The organism is Pseudoduganella sp. LjRoot289, from assembly GCF_964252925.1.
GTDB lineage: Bacteria > Pseudomonadota > Gammaproteobacteria > Burkholderiales > Burkholderiaceae_D > Rugamonas.
This window is the reverse complement of sequence record NZ_CAXUPN020000001.1, coordinates 1,140,405-1,159,811: the sequence shown is the minus strand read 5'-3', so window position 1 is coordinate 1,159,811 and position 19,407 is coordinate 1,140,405. Positions and strand designations below refer to the sequence as shown.

Here is a 19,407-nt window from a genome sequence, read left to right as displayed (position 1 = left end):
ATGCAGGCGCAGACTTTTCCGCTGGCGATGACGCAGCAGTACATCGTCGATCAATGCCTGGCGGAAGCGCCGCCGCCGTGGTGCTACCACACGCAGTTTTCCTACCACCTGCAGGCCGGCACGCTGGCCCTGCCCTTGTTTTTCAAGGCGCTCAGGCAGGTGCTCGCGCGGCATCCGGTGCTGCGCACCCGCTTCTCGCGCGGCACGGGCGGCGCGTGGCGCCAGCACACCGACGCCGACCCCGGCCCGCAGCCGCGTTTCGAGGACATCAGCGGGCAGGCCGCCCTGCAGCAGGAGGCCTGGCTGGAGCGCTTGCTGCTGGATGACCGCAACCGCCCTTTCGACCTGCTCGACGCGGCCGCGCCCTTGTTCAGGTCCTATCTCGTCAAGCGCAGCGCCCACACAGTACAGCTGGTGCTGGCGGCCCACCACGCGATTTTCGACGGCTGGAGCCTGGCCGTGCTGCTCAAGGAGATCTTCGCGTTCTACCAGCAACTGAAGGACAATCCCACGCTCAACCTGGCGCCAGCGCGCTACGACTACGCCGACTTCATCGCGCTGGAGGCAGCGCGTGGCGAGGCGCCGGAGGCCGCCGCCTTCTGGCGCGGCCACCTGGCGCGGCATGCGGCATTCCGGCCGGCGCGTGGAAGCGGCACGCCGCCGCGCGACGCGTACCGGCCGGCGGTGTGCGTCTTGCCGGCGGCGCTGCTGGCGCGCCTGCAGGCCGCATGCCTGAAGCAAAAACTGCCGCTGAAATCGCTGTTCGTCACGATGTTCGTGCGCATGCTGCAAGACGAATCCGGGCTGGGGCAGACCACGCTGGGCCTGGTCAGCAACGGCCGCAGCATCGCTCTGAAGCATCCGCTGACGACTCTGGGCCTGTTGTGGAATATGGTGCCGCTGTGCGTGCCCGCCTTGCAGGAAGACGGGGCGCAATGGCAAGCCGTGCAGGCGGCGCTGCAGGACAGCGCCGCGTTCGCGCACTACCCGCTGCAGCACATCTTGCGGGACCGGGGCGCGGATCAGCTATTCCATGCCGCGTTCAATTACATCGACTTCGGCGGCGCCCGGATACTGCCGCCGGGAGCCGATTTCACCTTCCTTGAAACCGGCGGCCTGGACCAGTTCCATTTTCCGCTCTATCTGCTGGTGGGCATGCACCCGATCGACCGGCAGGTGTCGCTGGTATTGAACTACGACGCGCGCTGCTATGACGAAGCCTGGACCGGGGCAGCCCTGCGCCGCTGCCTCGAACGCCTGGAGCAGCTGTGCGCCGGCATGGGCTGCTAAAAGAATTCGTCCACCAGCCGATAGCTGTAGTCGACCGTGACCGCGTGGCCGTTCAAGCTCAATAGCTGGCCCGTGTAATAGGTCTTGAAGCGTCCCTGCATGGCATGGATACGGTCGAACACGCCGCTCTTGACCATGTCCAGGTCGAACATGCAGCCGTAGTCCGGCCAGTAGCGCATCGCCACCCATTCGGTGATGACGGCGCCGTACTGGTCGCGGAACATTTTCTCCGCCGATGCCTGCAGCAGCTCGACCGCGCCGGGGCCGGTCGGGCAATGGCTGAACATGCAGCTGTACAGATGGGTGTCCGGTTCGACCTCGCCCTCCGGGACGGCGAAAGTCAGGTGCGGCGCTTCGTCGCCGGTGGTATAGGCGTCCGGATACCAGTGCACGCCGTCGACCGGCCCGCCCCTGGCCACAAAAGCGCCACGGTAGCCGGGGTTGAAGCGGAAATTCCGGAAAGCCTGCTGTTCCGCTTCCCGCGCGTCGATCAGGCCCGCAAGCTTGTCGAAGGTGCAGGAAACGATCAGCGCGTCGAAGCGCTCGGTGGCATCGGCCGTTTGTATCAGCACCCCGTCGCCGCTGCGCGTGATGGAACGGATATCGGCGCGATAGCGGACATCGAAATGCTTCGCCACGCGCAGCCACAGTTCCTGGAAGCCCTCGCGCACCGGGCGGTAGGTGCCGTCGATATAGCGCATCGGGAACATGGACATGGCGTACAGCGCCTTGAAGATCATATAGATGCTGACCTGGTCTTCCTTGCTCTTGCTGTTGAGCGTGAGCGCGCTGACCAGCAGCGGCACCAGGCGCTCGCCGATGAATTTGAACTTCCTGGCGTCGACCCACTCCCTGACGTTGACGGTGGCTTCGTCCCAGTACTGGAAGCCGTCGAAGCCCGGCTTCGCCAGCCGGCGGTAGCGCCACAGGTAGTAGGCGAGCTTGCACAGGTCGGCCGTCATGGCCGGCAGATATTTCAGCGGCGCGCCCCAGAAATACCGCAGGAAATTGGCGAATTCCTGGTCGTGGATATAGCTGTAGGCGTAGATCACCTTGGACTTCTTCTCCAGGAAGCCCCGGCCGAAGTTCAGGCCGTAACGCTTGAACAGGCGCCGCAGGATTTTCGAACTCAGCGGCTGCACGCTCCCTAGGTCGTACACCAGGCTGCGCCGGTCCGGCGTGACATAGGTGCACGACAGCGCCTGGCCGCCGGCGGTGCCGGACTTTTCAAAGACGGTGATGTTGCGGTAACCTTTTTCGCGCAGGGCTTCCGCAGCCGCGAGACCGCTGGGTCCGGCGCCGATGATGGCGATTTTCTGGTCCAGCGGCGCCGTCATGGCTCACCTGCGAAATGCTGCTGGACGAAGCGGCCGGAATATTCCAGGATGGTCGGCACGCCGGTGCCGAAGAAGCTCTCGCCGCAGTAATACACGCCATCCACGCCCTGCAGCTTCTCCATGGCCGCGTGCATGCCCGAGGCGTTCTGCGCCAGCGAGAAATAGTAGGGCCAGGTGAAGTCCTTGCAGGTGACAACACGCTCCAGCTCCAGGTTGAAGCGGCGCAGCGATACAACGAGGGCGTTCAGCGCATCCGCTTCGCTCATCGTGTCGTCCAGGTAGACCGCGCTGCACAGCAAGCGGCTATCGGCATATTCCTTGGCGACGTAGTTCAGTTGCCCGTCTATCCTCATGCCGGGCGTCGCCATGCCCAGGGTGTTGAGGCCATCGACCAGAATCGCCTGTGGTCCGAAACGGCCGGCATCCCAGTTCTTCACTTCGAACGCCCAGGTCCGTATCCTGCGGCCAACCTTGACTTGCTCCAGCATCGCTGTCGCCTGGGGCAGATGGCTCATCTGCGCCATGGTCGGCGGCGGGCAGCAGTAGATCAGCTGGTCGCACTCCACCGAACGTCCGCCATTGACCTGGAAACGCAGGCCGCCGGCATGCCGTTCCAGGCCGGAGATGTCGCTCTGGCAGTGGATCTGCAAGCCGTGCAGGCTCGCCAGTCGCCGGAAGAACTCCTCGTAGCCCTCTTTCACGAAGAAGTAGCTCGATGAAGGCGCCGGCAAGTCGAGGAAGCGCTGGAATTGCGGGTCCTTGCCACCGAACAGTTTGAAGAACTGCTTCACGCCCTTTTTGGTCAGCAGCATGTGCAGGAAGGGCACGGCAAAGTGCATGCGCGACATCAGCACTATATTGGCCGGCAAGTCATGGCTCGGCCCCTGGTTGAACAGGTCGACCAGGTAGTTCGTAAACACGCCGAAGGACTCGATGTCGTGGCGTCTTGCCCACATGGCGACTGTCTCGTCCAGGCGCAGCAAATCGGTCTGGTAGGCGCCATCGGCGAATGGCGCCTGCCGTATCTGGAAAAACAGCGCGCAGGCGCGGGCGAACTCTTTTAATATCCGCAGCTTGCCGAACTGCTGCATGAACTGCGGGATTTTCATGTGCCGCTGCCGGGCAAAGTCGTAGAATGACGGCTCCACGACTTTGCCCAGGGTGACGCCGGTCTCGCGCAGCATCGCCAGCAAGGGCGGGTACACGCCGCCGTGATCCAGACCGACAGCGGGGATCACCTTGGTCGACAGGTCGAAGGCATGCCCGTCATGCTGGAAAGTGGTGGTCAGGCTGGTGATGCGGTCGGCCTTCTCGTACAGGGTGACATTCCCGTAGCCGCGTTTTTTCAATTCGATGGCGGTGAAAATACCGGAAATGCCTGCACCGACGATCGCGATGCGCGGGTTTTTTTGGATTTGCATGGAGGACTGAGGAAGTGAAACGGCTGCCCGGGCGAGACAGCACCATTCTAGCGGTTGCCACTTTTTCTAGCAATGAGACAATGGAAATTGCATCAAATCACTTTATTAACTGCCACGCCGAGATGCTTCCGCACCACACCGGGGTCCTGCCCTACGTTTTCGGCCGCTTCCATGCAGACCAGTTTTCGGACGCGCTGTGGGCCGGCATGGCGATGGCTCAGCCCGCGCACCTGGCACGGGCCAGGGAGAAGCGGCGGTCGGAATATCTCGCCGGCCGGATCTGCGCGCGGTCGGCCCTGGCGCTGCACGGCGTGCACGATTTCCCGCTGCTCAGCGGCACGAGCGGCGCGCCGCAGTGGCCGCCAGGCATGGTCGGCAGCATCACCCACAACACGCGGTACGCGGCGGCGATAGCCTGCCCGGCACGTACTATCCGCGGCATCGGCATCGATATCGAAACGCCCTTGCTGCCCGACGCCGTGAAAGCGGTGATGGACATGACGCTGTCCCCGCCGGAAGTCGCTTGCCTGCTTGCGGCCGCCGGCGGCGGCTGGTCCAGCGAAGGGCTGTTCACGGCCGCGTTCTCGGCCAAGGAGAGTTTTTTCAAGGCGGCATACCAGGAAGTCGGCAGCCACTTCTATTTCGAGGCCGTCGAAATCTTCCGGGTGGATCCCGCACGCGGCCTGATCGGCCTCCGCTGCACGCGCACGCTGTCCGCGCATTTGACGCAAGGCCAGGAGCATTGGGCCCATTTCGCCCAGCCCCTCCCAGCGGCCATCTTCACCGCCGTCGCGCTGCCCGCCCCCGCGTCGCCGCCGGGTTGACAGGCACTGCCGTCATGGAGCGGCCGGGGCGGCCTGCGCCCATTGCTCCAGCACCACCGTGTACAGGGCGATCACCAGCGCGTCGTCCACGCGCGCCTTCAAATGAACGAAGGACAAGGGACAGGGGCGGCTGGCGCCGTGCCACACCACCAGCTGCTGCTGACGCTCGGCCTCGCGCGCGACGTCCTCGCGCAACAGGCACAGGCCCACCCCCATCGAGACCAGGCTGCGCATCGACGCTTCCTGGTCCACCTCCACCACGCTGCTCAGCACGTAGCCCTGTTCGGCGAACATTTCCGTCACTAGCCGGTGCTGCGAACTATGCGCCGGCGTGCCTATCCACGGCAATTGCGCCACCACGCTCCAGTCGGCCTGCGCGATCTTGTCCTCCCACGCCTTGGGCGCCACCACCAGATAGGTCAGCGTGCAAAGCTGCGCGACCCTGAAGACGGGGTCGTCCAGCGCGCCCAGATAGAAGCCCGCGTCCACGCTGCCGGCGCGGATGCGTTCCAGGATGGAGCCGGAAATACCGTGGGTGAGCTTGACGTCTATGGTCGGATAACGCTCCAGCAGTTCGCCCAGCACCGCGCCCAGGCGCAGGAATTCGGGATCGATGATGGTGCCCAACGTGACCGTGCCCGCGATTTCGCCGCGCAGCTTCTGGGCCGCGTTGACCAGTTCCCTGGCGCTGGCCACGGTCTTTTCCGCGAGCGGCAGCAACTGCTGCCCCGCCGGGGTCAGGCCGGTGCCGCTCGACGTGCGCGCAAACAGGACCACGCCCAGCTCGTCCTCCAAGGCCTTGATCTGCTTGCTCACGGCCGACTGGCTGATGTGCAGCAGTTCGGCCGCGCGCGTCAGGTGGCCTTGCTGGGCGATGGTGAGGAAGGCGCGTAGCTGGTAGATTTCCATGGCTGCTCGGTGGTGTCGTCGTGATCGCTAGTGTAACTTGCATCGGCCGGCCATACGATGCGCAGCAAATTGGTCGAACCGGAGACGCCGAACGGCGTGCCGGCCACCACGATGACCGGTTTGCCGGCGCGGCTGTAGCCCTCCCGCGCCGCCACCTGCTCGGCCATGGCTATCATGTCTTCGATATGCTCGGCGCCGCCGGTGCATACCGAGCGCACGCCCCACACCAGCGCCAGGCGGCGCGCGACGGCGGCGTCCGGCGTCAGGCTCAGGATGGGCGTGCGCGGGCGTTCGCGCGCCACGCGCAAGGTGGTCGCGCCGGAGGTGGTGTAAGTCACCGTGGCCGCCACCGGCAGCACCTGGGCCATGGTGTGCAGCGCGGCGCAGATGGCCGCCGTGGCGTCCGCGCCGCCTGCCCGTTCGCTGGCGCCGCGCCCGTGCGCCAGCGCGTCCTGTTCGGCCGAGCGGATGATGCGGTCCATGATCTCCACCGCCTGCACCGGGTAGGCGCCGGAGGCCGACTCGGCCGACAGCATCACCGCGTCCACCCCGTCGTACACGGCGGTGGCGACGTCGCTCGCCTCGGCCCGTGTCGGGGTGGGCGCGCTGACCATCGATTCGAGCATCTGCGTGGCCACGATGACCGGTTTGCCGGCCCGCCTGCACGCCTCCACGATGCGTTTTTGCAGGCCGGGCACCAGCTCCGGCGGCAGTTCCACGCCCAGGTCGCCGCGCGCCACCATCACGCCGTCGGCGGCATCGACGATGCCGGCCAGCGCCTCGATCGCGGCGGGCTTCTCCAGCTTGGCGATGATGGCGGCGCGGTTGCCGGCCAGCGCCTTGAGTTCCTCGATGTCCTCGCGCCGCTGGACGAAGGACAGCGCGATCCAGTCCACCCCCAGCGCCAAGCCGAAGGCCAGGTCGCGCCTGTCCTTCGGCGTCAGCGGCGACATCGGCAGCAGCGCGCCGGGCACGTTGACGCCCTTGCGGTCCGACAGCACGCCGGCGTTCATGGCCACCGCGCGGGCGAAATCGGGGCCGCATTCGGTGACTTTGAAGCGCATGCGGCCATCGTCGACCAGCAGCTCGTCGCCGGCCCGCACCGCCGCGAAGATTTCGGGATGCGGCAGGCAGACGCGCTGCGCGTCCCCCGGCCCGTCGTCCAGGTCGAAGCGGAAGGCCTGGCCCTCGGCCAGCGCGACCTTGCCGTCGGCGAAGACGCCCAGGCGCAGCTTGGGACCTTGCAGGTCGAGCAGGATGGCGATGGGACGGCCGAGCTCACGCTCGAGCGCGCGTATCGCCAGGAAACGCTCCTGGTGGTCGTTGTGGTTGCCATGACTGAAGTTCAGGCGGAACACATCGGCGCCCGCGTGATACAGCCGGCGTATCTCGGCACTGCCGCTGGAGGCCGGCCCCAGCGTGGCGATGATCTTGGTGTTGCGCGTGCGCGGCGCGAAGTGGCTGCCCACGTTGTTGCCGATGTTGCTGCTCACGTTGCTGCTCACGTTGTTGCTCATGTCGCTGCTCCTATCAGGATGGCCCGAAAATCGTTGACATTGGTTCTGGTGGGACCGGTGATGAGCAGGTCGTCCAGCTGTTGGAAAAAACTGTAGCCGTCGTTATCGGCCAGGCGGGCCTTGGCGTCCAGGCCCAGCTCCCGCGCGCGCCGCAGCGTGGACGGCCGCAGCACGGCCCCGGCGTTGTCCTCGGTGCCGTCGATGCCGTCGGTGTCGCAGGCGATGGCATGGATGCCTTCGGCGCCGTCGAGCGCAATGGCCAGCGACAGCAGGAATTCGGCGTTGCGCCCTCCCCGCCCGCCGCCGCGCACCGTCACCGTGGTCTCGCCGCCGGACAGGATCACGCAAGGCCCGGCCAGCGGCTGGCCGTGGCGCACGATCTGCCGCGCGATCCCGGCATGCATGATGGCGATCTCGCGCGACTCGCCCTCGATGCTGTCGCCCAGCACCAGCGGCGTGTAGCCGTGTTCACGCGCGGCGGCCGCCGCCGCCTGCAGCGCCTGCTGCGCGGTGGCCACGACGACCACCCGGTGCTCCTTCAGCCGCAGGTCGGCGGCCGAGGGCGCGGCGCGCGCCGGGTCGCTCAGCAGCGCCGTCAGCGGGGTGGAGACGGCGATGCCGTGGCGCGCCAAGATGGCCAGCGCCTCGGCGCCGCTGCTGTCCTGGGCGACGCTGGGGCCGGACGCGACCACGGCCGCATCGTCGCCCGGCACGTCGGAAATGACCAGCGTCAAGACCTGCGCCGGGTGGCAGGCCAACGCCAGCCGGCCGCCCTTGACGGCGGAGAGCTGCTTGCGCACGCAATTGATTTCCTGGATGGTCGCGCCGCACTTGAGCAGGGCGCCGTTGATGCGCCGCTTCTCCTCCGGCGCCACGCCGTCCGCCGGCAGCGACAGCAGGGCCGAGCCGCCGCCCGAGATCAGGAAGATCACCAGGTCGTCGGGGCCCAGGCCGCGCGCCATCTCCAGCATTCGGCGCGCCGCTTGCGCTCCGGCGTCGTCGGGCATCGGGTGGCCGGCTTCGACGATCTCGATCCGGCTGCAGTGTTCATCGTGCCCGTAGCGGGTCACCACCAGGCCCTGCACCCCTTCCAGCTCGCCGCTCCAGTGCCGTTCCAGGGCCAGCGCCATGCGCGCAGAAGCCTTGCCGGCGCCGAACACCAGCGTGCGGCCCCTGGGCCGGCTAGGCAGATGGGGCGGCACCACCCGCAGCGGGTCGACCGCGTCGACCGCCGCCAGGAACAGCTTGCGCAACAACGCGCACGGCTCGCCGGCAGCAGTGGCGTGCCGGCTCTTCAATTCATTCAGGTTAGTCATGATCGCTCCAGGGTCGTGGGACTCAATAAAACTCGGCTTCAGCCCTTGGGCTTGGCGACACCGGCCAGCACCAGCAGCGCGCCGAGGAACAGGCTGCCCGCCAGCAGATACATGCCGTTGGCCGTGCTGTGCGTGGCGTCCTTGATTACGCCGACCAGATAAGGGCTGGCGAAACCGGCCAGGTTGCCGATGGAGTTGATCATGGCGATGCCGGCCGCCGCCGCCGTGCCGCCCAGCAGCGCGGTGGGCAAGGTCCAGAACAACGGCAGCGTGGACAGGATGCCGGCCGTGGCGACCGACAGCGCGCCCATCGCGACCAGGGTGTTGTCGCCGTACAGGGTGCTGGCGACCAGCCCCGCGCCGCCCAGCATGGCCGCCCCGGCGATATGCCAGCGGCGCTCGCCGGAGGCGTCCGAGCTGCGGCTCAGCCAAATCATCAGCACCACCGCCACGCCGTAGGGGATGGCCGTCAGCAGGCCGACATCGACCATCTCCTTCACGCCGGTGGCCTTGATCAATTGCGGCAGCCAGAAGCTGACGCCGTACAAGCCCATGATGAAGGTGAAATAAATCAGCGCCAGCAGCCACACCCGGCCGCTGGAGAACAGCTGGCCCAGCGTGAACTCGTGCTTGCTCTTCTGGTCGCCGGCGATCTCGCCCTCCAGCAAGCGCTTTTCCTCCTCCGACAGCCATTTCGCGCCGCGTATGCTGTCATCGAGGTAGCAGAACACGGCGACGCCCATGACCACCGACGGTATGCCTTCGAGCAGGAACAGCCACTGCCAGCCGGCCCAGCCGTTGACGCCGGCGCAAGACTGCATGATCCAGCCCGACAGCGGCCCGCCGACCACGCCGGACAGGGCGATCGCGGTCATGAACAGCGCCACGATGCGCGCGCGGCGGCGCGCCGGATACCAGTAGGTGAGGTAGAGGATGATGCCGGGAAAGAAGCCCGCCTCGGCCACGCCGAGCAGGAAGCGCAGCACGTAGAACGAACTGGCGCTGGTGACGAACATGGTGCAGGACGACAGCAGGCCCCAGGTGATCATGATGCGCGTGATCCACACCCGGGCGCCGGTGCGGGCCAGGATGATGTTGGAGGGCACTTCGAAGAAAAAGTAGCCGACGAAGAATATGCCGGCGCCGATGCCGTACACGGTTTCGCTGAAGCGCAGGTCGTTGAGCATCTGCAGCTTGGCGAAGCCGACGTTGACACGGTCCAGGTAGGCGACCACGTAGCACAGGAAAAGAAATGGGATCAGCCGCAGGCTGACTTTGGCGTAAGTGGCGTCCTCGAAGGAGGATGGCGCACGCACCATGGTGGTGGAAGTCATCTTCATATCTCCATAGTTATTGTTTTGCCGCCTGCTGGTGAGCAAGCTGACGACAATGACTATAAAGAGCGAGGCCGCGGCGGTCTAATGGTAAGAATTCATTTCCCTCATCCCTGCGCGGAATGATGCTGCGGTTACGCCTTGCCGACGTAGGCCGCGTGGTCCGGCATCGCCTGCACGGCGCGGACTATGGTGTCGCGCACCCGGTCGAAATGGGTGCGCAGCGCCTGCAGGTCCATCAGGTCGATGAGCGGATCGTAGGCCTTGGGCGCCACGCCCAGCCCGGCCAGGATGGAGATGTGCGACGACACCGAAAATCCCTGCGGGTCGTAGATGACGACGCGGCCCGTTTCGCGGAACAGTTCGATCTGGTGGCGCAGGGTGTCGGGAATGGGCATGCTGGCGCAGTAGCGCCAGAACTCGGAGTCGTCCCGCTGCGTCACCTTGTAGTGCATGACGATGAAGTCGCGCACGAACTCGTAGCGCTGCGACACCAGGCGGTTGAATTCGTCGGCCAGCTCCGGCCGGAAACCGCGGTCGGGGAACTGTTGCAGCAGCCAGCCGACCGAGTTTTCAATGATGTTGATGCTGGTCGATTCCAGCGGTTCGAGAAAACCGCTCGACAGACCGATCGCCACGCAGTTCTTGATCCAGGACTTGCGGCGGCGGCCCGTGGTGAAGCGCAGCTGGCGCGGGTCGTCGAGCGTGCGGCCGTCCAGGCCGGCGAGCAGCACGCGCGAGGCTTCCTCGTCCGACGTGAAGGCATTGCAGTACACATGGCCGTTGCCGGTGCGGTGCTGCAGCGGAATGCGCCAGGTCCAGCCGGCGCTTTGGGCGGTCGAGCGCGTGTAGGGCGTGAGCGGCTCCACCCGCGCGCACGGCACGGCCTGCGCGCTGTTACAGGGCAGCATGGCGCTCCAGTCGTCGTAGCCGGCCTGGTACACGCCTTCGATCAGCAGGCCGCGGAAGCCCGAGCAGTCGATGAACAGGTCGCCCTCCACCCTGCTGCCGTCGCGCAGCTTGACGGCGGTGATGAAACCAGTCTCGGGATGCTGCTCGACCTGGGTGATCATGCCTTCGATACGCGCCACGCCCCGCTGCATCGCGTAGTCGCGCAAATAGGCGGCGTACAGGCCGGCGTCGAAATGGTAGGCGTACTGGAAAGCGTTTGACACGGCCGGCTGGTCGCCGAAGGGTTCCATGAAGCGGTTCTTGCGCGCCATCGCCGTCGCCACCGACCATTCCTCGTAGGACGGCATGTCCTTGAACTCGCGCGCCAGGCGCAGCCAGTACATATACGGCGAACGGTTTTCGATGGCGGGGCCGAAGTCGCCGAAGCCGTGGAAGAAGCGGTTGCCGACGTGGCCCCAGTCCTTGAACTCGATGCCGAGCTTGTAAGTGGCTTGCGTCTTCTTGACGAAATCGGCCCCGTCCAAACCCAGCGCGCGGTTGTAGTAGGCAATGGTGGGCAGGGTCGCTTCGCCCACGCCCACCGTGCCGATTTCCGGCGACTCCACCAGCACGATCTCGCATGATTTGCCCAGCCTGAGCACCAGCGGCGCGGCCGTCATCCAGCCGGCGGTACCGCCGCCGACGATGACAATCTTGCGGATCGCGTTGTTGTTCATGCCTATTTCCTCCTTGCCGTAACGGCCTTGCCTTCATAGCTGAGCACGTGGTCCGCGAGGTCGGCCTTGTCCAGCGCTTGCGAAGTGGACATGCCCGCCTTGATGAAACGGATGCGGAACTCGCGCTTGGCCACCATGCCCTTGTACTGCCCGACGCGCGCGCCTATGGTCACGACGCCGGTCTTGTCATTGTAGCTCAGGGGGATGCGGCTGAACTCTCCACGGGTGTAGGCGTTGGTCAGGCCGTCGTCCTCGTACAGGCTGAAACTGCCGTCCGCGCCGGTGTAGACGTTCAGCGTGATCGGCGCGTCCGGACGTTCGTCCACGTACTGCGTCACCGGCCCCGTCGGCAGGATGGCGCCGGCCTTCACCAGCACCGGAATGCGTCCGTACGGCGCTTTCACAGTGACGGACGAGCCGCCCTTGTGCACCTCGCCTGTGTCGAAGTCGTACCACGACGCGCCCTTGGGCATGTAGACGCCGCGTTCGCGCGCGCCGTACACAGACACCGGCGCCACCATCAGGTTGTGGCCGAACAGGTACTGGTCCTTGATGTCCTTCACCTTGTCGTCGTCCGGGAAGTCCATCACCAGGCCGCGCATGATGGTGCCGGAGTTGTGGTGGGTGTCCGACGCGGTGGCGTAGATGTAGGGCATCAGGCGGTAGCGCAGCTTGTCGTACCAGACCATGGAATCGCGCATTTCCGACCCTTCCGGCGCGATGACGTGGATCTCCCGCTTGACCACTTCGCCGTGCGAGCGGAACAGCGGGCTGAAGGCGCCGAACTGGAACCAGCGCAGGTTCAGCTCCTGCCACTCCTTCAGGTCTTCCGGCTTGATCTCCACCGCGCCGGCGTTGCGGTTTTCCTGCGCCGAGCCGATGTCGCCGCTCTGGAAGCGCGCTTCCTGCGCGTAGCCGCCGATGTCGTGCGTCCAGTTCGGGATGCCGGACATGGAGAAGCTCACGCCCGCCGAGATCTGGTCGTGCAGGTTGTTCCAGCGCCCCGCCGTGTCGCCGCTCCACACCGCAACCGAATTGCGCTGCACACCGGCGAAGCCCGAACGCGACAGGATGAACTGGCGGGTGTCCGGCTGGTCGCGCCGCAGGCCGTCTATCATGGCCTGGCTGTGCACCAGGCTGTAGGGGTTGAAGGTGATTTCGCCGGCGCCGTACACGGTGGGGCCGATCAGCTTCTTGAAGTCCTCCGGGCGTGAATTGGACTGCACGTCCGCCTCGCTGTTGTCCATCCACCAGGCGTCGAAGCCCAGGTCCACCAGCTTGGTCTTGAGCTGGCGGTAGTAGATGTCGCGCGCCTCCTGGGTGTAGGGATCGTAGTGACTGTTCTTGTAGCCCGGGCCGACCCAGTCCAGCGCGCCGTTCTCGACGTTCTTGGTCCACATATGGCCCTTGGCCGCGAACTCCTTGTAGTTGTCGGTGTTCGCATAGAACTTGCCCCAGACGGACAGCATCACGCGGGCATTGTTCTTGTGCACCTCGTCCACCATGCGCTTGGGATCGGGGAAGCGCACCTTGTCGAAGTCGTGCGAGCCCCAGCCGTTCTCCGGCCAGTAGAACCAGTCCTGCACGATGGCGTCCAGCGGCCAGCCGCGCTTGCGGTACTCGCGCACCACGTCGAGCAACTGCTCCTGGGTCTCGTAGCGCTGGCGCGACTGCCAGAAGCCGTAGGTCCACTTCGGCATCATCGGCGCCTGGCCGGTCAGGTGGCGGTAGCCGGCGATCACCTTGTCGATGCTGTCGGCGCTGATGACGTGGTAATTGATCGCCTCCGCCACTTCCGACGACATGGTCAGCGAGTGGCGCTCGGCGGCCGGCAGCGGATCGTTGTGGGTGATGGCGACCATGCCGCCGCCCGGCTTCCACTCCAGGTGCAGCTTGACCGGCTTGTCCTTGGCGAAGCTGACTTCGAAGTTGTGGTACCACGGATTCCAGTCCTGGCGCCACACGTCCAGCACCTGCTTGCCGTCCAGGGTCAAGGTGGCGTAGTCGGACGAATACAGCTGCATCTTGTGCACGCCGGGCTTGTCGGTGCTGAGCGTCGCATCCCACACCACCTTCACGTCCTTCAGCTCCTTCAGCTTGCCGACCTCCGCCGGCCAATTCTCGGCCACGTCCTTCAGGTACTGGTAGGCGATGTCCTTTTCGTGGCGCGTGAACACCAGCTTGCCGCCGACGTAGTAGCGCGCGGTCAGGCCGCCGGGCTTGCCCTCGTCGTCCACCAGCTTCAGGTCGCGGCCCATGGGACCGTATGGCTTCGGATCGCCGAAGCGGGAGATGGCATTGTTGTCCCACAACAGGCCGTAGTTCTTGTCCGAGACCAGGAAGGGCACCGCCACGTCCATATTGTGCTGCGCCAGCAGCACGTCCTCGCCGTTCAGGTTCATCTGCCCGTTCTGGTGCTGGCCCAGGCCGTAATAGGCGTCCCTGGTGCCGTGGTTGAAGCCTTCGGTGATGGCGACAAAAGGCTTGCCGCCCACCGTCACCGGCGCGATGTTCTCCGCCGCCTGCTTGAGGAAGACTTTGCCCTTGCCGTCGGCGAACTGCACCTGGCCGTCGGCCAGCGACACGGTCGCGGAGATCTTGCCCGCCTTGAGCGTGACGGACTTGCCCTTTTCAGCGACCGTGAACTTGCACGCGCACGGCACGGCCACCGTCATCAGCGAAGGCGTCAACTGCTTGCCCGGCTGGTCCAGCTTGACCACGTGGATGATGTTGTCGTGCATGACTTCGAGCCGCACTTCTTTCGCTGCACCCTGGTCGGGGCGGACGATCACGCCCGTGGCGGTCTGTTGAAAACTGCCGGCGTAGGCCTGGCCGCAGCCGGCCAGCGCCAGCCATACGGCTGCGGTGATTGGTTTGATATGCATAGCTTCCTCAGTTGTTCAGGACGTGATTCATGGAGAGGCTTGAGCGGCATCCTGCTCAGGCAACTCCGCAATGTTGGCGCTCAGTATTGGCGCTCAGTAAGTACCCATGACGACCCGCAGCACCACCGGCTTGCCGGTCAGGTTCAGGCCATGGTCGGCCTGGTCGCCGTTCCAGTTGCGCGTCATGACCCACCGCCCTTGCGCGTCGAACTGCCCTTCCTCCACGCGGCCGTACATCGAAGGCTGGTCCGCGTTGGCGCCGGCGCCGCCGAAGCGCAGGCGGGCGTACTGCCCGACCACGATGAATTCATTGTCGCCAAGCTGGGCCACCGCGACGCCGCCCGAGGGCGACTCGGTGCCCGGCGGCGCATCCTTGCCGCTCGCCTTGTCCGCCTCCGAACGCTCGCCCAGCTGCCACTCGCGGAAGGACACGGTGATGTTCCAGCCCTTCAGCGCCATCGTCTGCGGGGTGCGCGCATCGGTCTCCGCGACGCCGGCGGTGCGGCCTTCGAGCGACCAGCCGGCCCACAGCTGCGCCATCGGACGGAACGCCGCGTAGATCTTGCCGAAGGGTTCGGCCATGCTCTTGTCCTTGAGCTTGGACCCCAGAGGGTAATTGCTGTAGTCCGCGTAATCGACGCCGAACGGCGCCACGCCGATGGCGCCGCGCCCCAGCATCTGGTAGATGTAGCGGGCATAGACCGCCGAGTTGCCCATCTCCGGCACGAACAGCGCGTTGTCCGGACGCTGGAACAGGTCCAGCGTGGCCGTCACCTTGTTCGATTCGGGCGCGTAATGGTCGGGCGCGGCGATGTCGATGTGCGGCGCGGCGGCCTTGTAGATGTCGATCACGTCGAAGGTCGGGCCGCCGCTGGAGAAGTTCTGCTTCCACGGCGCCATGGGCTCGACCGGGTCGCGCAGCGCGTTGTTGACATACATCGGCAAATCATAGACGGCGCGCCCTGCCTTGGCGATCTCCTCGATGTAGCCGGCGATGGCGTAGGCGTGGAAATATTCGTCGGCGTACGGGCCGTAGACTTCGCTCCAGCTGCCGCTGGCGGCGCCCGGCTGCGGCGATTTTTTATGTGCCAGCACCGCCGGCGGCACCGCCTGGCGGAACGCGGCTTCGGCTTTCGGTCCAAAGTCGCGCACGGTGCCGTAGGTGCCGACCTCGTTCTCGACCTGCACCATGATGACGGTGCGCTGCGCCTCGTCGATCTTCTTCAAATGCGCCATGAAGGCGGTGAAGGCGCGCTTGTCGGCCTTCATGGTTTCCTCGCCATGCGGGGACAGGCAGTAGATCCGTTTGCCGTCCCGGTCCCGCATGCGCGGGAAGCGCGCGTCGTTGAACTTCACCCACGCGGGCACGTATTGCGGGCTGGTGTTCTTCCAGGTGCCGAACCACAGCAGCACCAGGCGCACCTTGTTCTGGCGCGCCTGGGCCAGCAGCGTGTCGACAAAGCTGAAATCGAATTTGCCTTCGGCCGGTTCGACCTGCTCCCAGGCCACCGGGATTTCCAGCGTGTTCGCTTGCGCGTCCTTGACGGCGGCCCAGACTTCCGGCAGCGCGCCGGGATAATTGCTCGAGTTATGCGCCTGCACGCCCAGCATGGTGTAGGGCTTGCCGTCGACCAGCAGCGCATGGCGGCCATCCTTGCTGACGAGACGGGGGATGGGGCCCGCGCCGGCCTGCGTTGCGGTCAGGGCCAGCGCGCACAGGGCGGCCAGGAGGCTGGAATTTTTCATCGTGGATCGCAAAAGGTCAGGAACGGAAACGAGCAGGCCTCCCGCAGCCGGCGGCTGCGGGAGGCCTTCAACTTCAGGAGATCAGAACGAGTAACGCATCTGCACCGTGTAGCGGCGGCCGGTATAGAACGCGGCACGTTCCTTCAGTCCGATGCCCTGCTGCATGTACTGGCGGAACAGCGCGTCAGTCAGGTTTTGCGCTTCCAGCGCGATGCTGATCTTCTCGTTCACCTTGTAGTGGACGCCCATGTCGAGCTGGCCGTAGTCGCCGCCCCAGGTCGGCAACGCGTAGTCCACCGAGTAGCCCTGGCCGTAGTTGGCGCTGGCGGGGTTGCGGTCGATGCCGTCGTTGCCGTTCGTGCCAAAGGCATTGACCGCCTGCAGGTACCTCGAGCGCCAGCTATAAGCCAGACGCGCAGACACCGGACCGTGGTCATACAGCAAGGCCAGGTTGTAGGCGCGCTTCGACATGCCGGTCATCGGCAAGCCACCCAGCAGGTGTCCGTCCGCGTCGCAGCCGTTCAGGTCGCGCGCCAAGGTGGCCTGCATCGTGGCCTTCGGCGTGCACCAGCCGCTGTTCGCGCTTTCGCCCAGATTCAAACGGCTGTCGATGTAGGTGAAGTTACCCGACACGCCGAAGCCGGACAGCAGGCCTGGCAGCTTGTCGAAGTACTGCTGGTAGCCGATTTCCATGCCGGTGGCGCGGCCTTTCGCGCCGTTCACCGGCGCGGTGATCAGGAAGTCATGCGGCTGGCCGGCGCTGTCATCCAGGCGGTAGGCCGTGGTCTTGCCGACGATGATGTCCTGCAGACGCTTGTTGAACAGCGCCACCGTGAGCGAACTGCTGCGCCCGAAGTAGTACTCGGCCGTGACGTCGAAGTTGGTCGACAGCGTGGGCTTGAGCAGCGGGTTGCCGCGTGCGCTGCCGCTGTAATCCACCGAGTCGAGCACCGCCACGTTGTTCGCGTCCTGGTGCGTGTGCACGTTCTGGTTCAGCGTGGTGTAGGCCTGCATCTGGTAGAAGTCCGGACGCGTCAAGCCCTTCGAGAACGCGGTGCGGAACTGCAGCTCGTTGCCGGCCTTCATGCGCAGGTTCAGGCTGGGCAAGGCATTGGTGTAGCTGTTGTCGAAGGAGGTCTTTTCCGACTGTGCGGCGATCCGCGGCACGCCCGTCATCGGGTTGCTCGGCGGGGTGAACAGCGTGTAACCGCCCGCCGCCATATTGGTGCGCACCACGCGCAGGCCCACATTGCCGTCCACCGGATACGGCAACTGGTCGAAGCCGAAGCGCAGCTGGGCGTAGGCCGCCTTGGTGCGTTCGTGCTGCTCGTTCAAGCCTTTGTCGTCGCCGTACGGCGCCGGCTTCCAGTTGATCCAGTCCGGGCAAGGCGACTTGCAAACCAGGTTGGTGTAGCCGTGCAGCTTGGCGAAGCTGGCGGGCGGCATGCCTTGCACCAGTTCCATGTTCGGCACGATCACCTGCGGCGGCGTCGGCAGCTTGCCGTTGAAGAAGTTGGAGAAGGTGCGCGTGCTGGTGTCGCCCTTGAAGCGCGGATCGTTCAGGTAGGCGAAGGTGCTCAAAGGCTGCCACGAATCGCCGACCGCCCAGCCCTGCGTGATCTGCGCCCATTCGGTATCGTGCGTCGAGCGGGTCTCGGCGTCGCGGTCGGTCATGCGCACGCCGAAGCGCAGGTCGTTCAGCACCGGGCTGTCGAAGATGTACTTGGCGTCCAGGCGCGCCGCGCTCTGGGTGGCCACGGCCTGGTCGCGGTGTTCCTGCGCGAAACCCCAGAAATATTTGGACTGATCGCTCAGCTGGGCGAGGTCCTGCGTGTCGAAACTCATCGTCGGCGGCGAGTTACCCAGGTTCACTGACTGCTTGTCCCTGAAGCCACCCAGGCCTACCGTGTTGTCGTAGCCCTCGGTGGTGGCGCGGATATGCTGCAGGTCGGTGCGGAACTGCCACTGGTCGCTGGCGCGCCAGGTCAGGTTCCAGGCCAGGTCGCGGGTGCTGGCCCGGCGACCCGTGCCGCGCGCATCGGTGCCGAAGCCGACGCCCAGTTCCGACGGCGCGCGCATGGTGCCGCTCAGCAGCGCATCCTTCTCGTCGAAAGTGGCGCCCGGATCGAGCCTGATGGCGGTCGGATTGGTCGACTGGAACAGCGCGTTCTCGGTGGTTTCGACCTTGTATTTCGAGCGGAAGAAGGTCAGCGAGGAAGCCAGCGTGTTTTTCTTCCACTGCAGCGCGCCGTACAGGCCGTCGCGATTGCGGTCGAAGTCGTTCGTGGTCCAGGAGGCGCCCGACGAGATCCAGCGCTGCTTGGTGGCCGGGTCGCTGGCCAGCGCGCCGGTCAGCGGCAGGTAAGGCGAGACGGAGATGCCGTCGCTGCGGGTGTTGATGCGCGAGTGCGCCACGTCGATCAGCGCGCCGAACTGGCCGAAATCGGTTTCCCAGCGGTTCGACAGCAAGCCGGAGTACGACGGCGAGTTCTTGCCGCGCAGCATGGAGCGCGTGATCTCGGCCGATACTGCACCCTTGAAGCCCTTGAAGTCGAACGGCAGCGCGGTGCGCAGGTTCACCAGGCCGCCGATGCCGCCCTCGACCTGCTCGGCCGACGGATTCTTGTACACGTCCACCCCGGCCATCAGCTCGGGCGGCACGTCTTCGAAACTCAGCGAACGGCCGCCGTTGGCGGAGAAGGAATCGCGGCCGTTCAGTTCCGAACGCACATAGCTCAGGCCGCGGATGGACACGCCGGTGCCTTCGGCCGCGAAGTGCGCAATGCCGTCGCCCACGCCCTGCTGCGGATCGGCGCGGTTCATGGTGCGGTCGATGGTGACGCCGGAGATGCGCTGCAGCACCTCAGTCACCGATTTATCCGGCAGCTTGCCGATGTCGTCGGCCACTATCGAATCGACGATCTCGTCGGCGTTCTGCTTGATCTTCTGGGCCGACTCCAGCGCCGCGCGCTGGCCGACCACGACCACGGTGTTGGCGGCGCCGTTATTGGCCGCAGGCGTGGTCTGGGCCAGCGCAACGCCGCTTGCCATCAGGGCAATCTGCGCCACACCCATTGCAATCGCTGTTTTTCTAAAGTTTTTCAATTGATCGTCCCCATGTATTTTTACTGTCAGATCGCCGTAGCAGCGGTTGCTTCAACCGTGATAGCGATGATTCATTGTGCGTCTTGGAAAGTGCA

Annotated in this window: 12 protein-coding genes; 2 read left to right on the top strand and 10 right to left on the bottom strand. The window is 65.5% G+C overall.

Annotation, left to right across the window (positions count from 1 at the left end; translation table 11 throughout):
- Positions 1 to 1,290, top strand: coding sequence for a condensation domain-containing protein (locus ACSQ8Y_RS05125; protein ID WP_436265375.1), 1,290 nt, complete (start codon positions 1 to 3; stop codon positions 1,288 to 1,290).
- On the opposite strand, the gene ACSQ8Y_RS05120 is transcribed toward ACSQ8Y_RS05125, so the two are convergent.
- Both ACSQ8Y_RS05120 and ACSQ8Y_RS05115 read right to left on the bottom strand, forming a co-directional pair.
- Positions 1,287 to 2,627: an FAD-dependent oxidoreductase gene (locus tag ACSQ8Y_RS05120; protein WP_436265374.1), complete on the bottom strand. Its 1,341-nt coding sequence runs from the start codon at positions 2,625 to 2,627 to the stop codon at positions 1,287 to 1,289. The genes ACSQ8Y_RS05125 and ACSQ8Y_RS05120 overlap by 4 nt on opposite strands.
- Positions 2,624 to 4,048 carry an FAD-dependent oxidoreductase gene (locus tag ACSQ8Y_RS05115; protein WP_436265373.1) on the bottom strand — a complete coding sequence of 475 codons (1,425 nt, stop codon included), beginning with the start codon at positions 4,046 to 4,048 and terminating at the stop codon, positions 2,624 to 2,626. Before ACSQ8Y_RS05115 ends, ACSQ8Y_RS05120 begins: the two co-directional genes overlap by 4 nt.
- A gap of 14 nt (positions 4,049 to 4,062) precedes the next feature.
- Here ACSQ8Y_RS05115 and ACSQ8Y_RS05110 point away from each other — a divergent pair, with 14 nt between their 5' ends.
- Complete coding sequence (locus ACSQ8Y_RS05110; RefSeq protein ID WP_436265372.1) at positions 4,063 to 4,872, top strand: 4'-phosphopantetheinyl transferase family protein; 810 nt, start codon at positions 4,063 to 4,065, stop codon at positions 4,870 to 4,872.
- Positions 4,873 to 4,884: 12 nt separating this feature from the next.
- Here ACSQ8Y_RS05110 and ACSQ8Y_RS05105 read toward each other — a convergent pair whose 3' ends face one another.
- The 8 genes from ACSQ8Y_RS05105 to ACSQ8Y_RS05070 form a co-directional block, all read right to left on the bottom strand.
- On the bottom strand, positions 4,885 to 5,781 hold the full coding sequence (locus ACSQ8Y_RS05105; RefSeq protein WP_436265371.1) for a LysR family transcriptional regulator: 897 nt from the start codon (positions 5,779 to 5,781) through the stop codon (positions 4,885 to 4,887).
- Positions 5,727 to 7,298 (bottom strand): pyruvate kinase, encoded by a 1,572-nt coding sequence (pyk, locus tag ACSQ8Y_RS05100; RefSeq protein WP_436265370.1) that lies wholly within the window; start codon positions 7,296 to 7,298, stop codon positions 5,727 to 5,729. The genes ACSQ8Y_RS05105 and pyk overlap by 55 nt, the downstream gene beginning before the upstream one ends.
- Entirely contained in the window at positions 7,295 to 8,614 is a 1,320-nt protein-coding gene (locus ACSQ8Y_RS05095) for a glycerate kinase type-2 family protein (RefSeq protein WP_436265369.1), read from the bottom strand. Before ACSQ8Y_RS05095 ends, pyk begins: the two co-directional genes overlap by 4 nt.
- Positions 8,615 to 8,652: 38 nt before the next feature.
- Positions 8,653 to 9,954, bottom strand: a complete 1,302-nt coding sequence (locus tag ACSQ8Y_RS05090) for an MFS transporter (RefSeq protein ID WP_436265368.1) — start codon at positions 9,952 to 9,954, stop codon at positions 8,653 to 8,655.
- A 128-nt stretch (positions 9,955 to 10,082) separates the two neighbouring features.
- On the bottom strand, positions 10,083 to 11,576 hold the full coding sequence (locus ACSQ8Y_RS05085) for a tryptophan halogenase family protein (RefSeq protein WP_436265367.1): 1,494 nt from the start codon (positions 11,574 to 11,576) through the stop codon (positions 10,083 to 10,085).
- A gap of 2 nt (positions 11,577 to 11,578) precedes the next feature.
- Positions 11,579 to 14,461 carry a TIM-barrel domain-containing protein gene (locus ACSQ8Y_RS05080; protein ID WP_436265366.1) on the bottom strand — a complete coding sequence of 961 codons (2,883 nt, stop codon included), beginning with the start codon at positions 14,459 to 14,461 and terminating at the stop codon, positions 11,579 to 11,581.
- A gap of 93 nt (positions 14,462 to 14,554) precedes the next feature.
- A complete protein-coding gene (locus ACSQ8Y_RS05075) occupies positions 14,555 to 16,207 on the bottom strand; it encodes a DUF5597 domain-containing protein (protein WP_436265365.1) in 1,653 nt (550 codons plus the stop codon).
- A gap of 81 nt (positions 16,208 to 16,288) precedes the next feature.
- Positions 16,289 to 19,282 carry a TonB-dependent receptor gene (locus tag ACSQ8Y_RS05070; protein WP_436269755.1) on the bottom strand — a complete coding sequence of 998 codons (2,994 nt, stop codon included), beginning with the start codon at positions 19,280 to 19,282 and terminating at the stop codon, positions 16,289 to 16,291.
- Positions 19,283 to 19,407 lie beyond the last annotated feature (125 nt).

Coding starts and splice junctions, on each gene's coding strand:
- pyk (WP_436265370.1), bottom strand. CDS start 7,298: ATGAGCAACAACGTGAGCAGCAACGTGAGCAGCAACATCGGCAACAAC.
- ACSQ8Y_RS05105 (WP_436265371.1), bottom strand. CDS start 5,781: ATGGAAATCTACCAGCTACGCGCCTTCCTCACCATCGCCCAGCAAGGC.
- ACSQ8Y_RS05120 (WP_436265374.1), bottom strand. CDS start 2,627: ATGACGGCGCCGCTGGACCAGAAAATCGCCATCATCGGCGCCGGACCC.
- ACSQ8Y_RS05070 (WP_436269755.1), bottom strand. CDS start 19,282: ATGGGTGTGGCGCAGATTGCCCTGATGGCAAGCGGCGTTGCGCTGGCC.
- ACSQ8Y_RS05125 (WP_436265375.1), top strand. CDS start 1: ATGCAGGCGCAGACTTTTCCGCTGGCGATGACGCAGCAGTACATCGTC.
- ACSQ8Y_RS05075 (WP_436265365.1), bottom strand. CDS start 16,207: ATGAAAAATTCCAGCCTCCTGGCCGCCCTGTGCGCGCTGGCCCTGACC.
- ACSQ8Y_RS05080 (WP_436265366.1), bottom strand. CDS start 14,461: ATGCATATCAAACCAATCACCGCAGCCGTATGGCTGGCGCTGGCCGGC.
- ACSQ8Y_RS05115 (WP_436265373.1), bottom strand. CDS start 4,048: ATGCAAATCCAAAAAAACCCGCGCATCGCGATCGTCGGTGCAGGCATT.
- ACSQ8Y_RS05090 (WP_436265368.1), bottom strand. CDS start 9,954: ATGAAGATGACTTCCACCACCATGGTGCGTGCGCCATCCTCCTTCGAG.
- ACSQ8Y_RS05095 (WP_436265369.1), bottom strand. CDS start 8,614: ATGACTAACCTGAATGAATTGAAGAGCCGGCACGCCACTGCTGCCGGC.
- ACSQ8Y_RS05085 (WP_436265367.1), bottom strand. CDS start 11,576: ATGAACAACAACGCGATCCGCAAGATTGTCATCGTCGGCGGCGGTACC.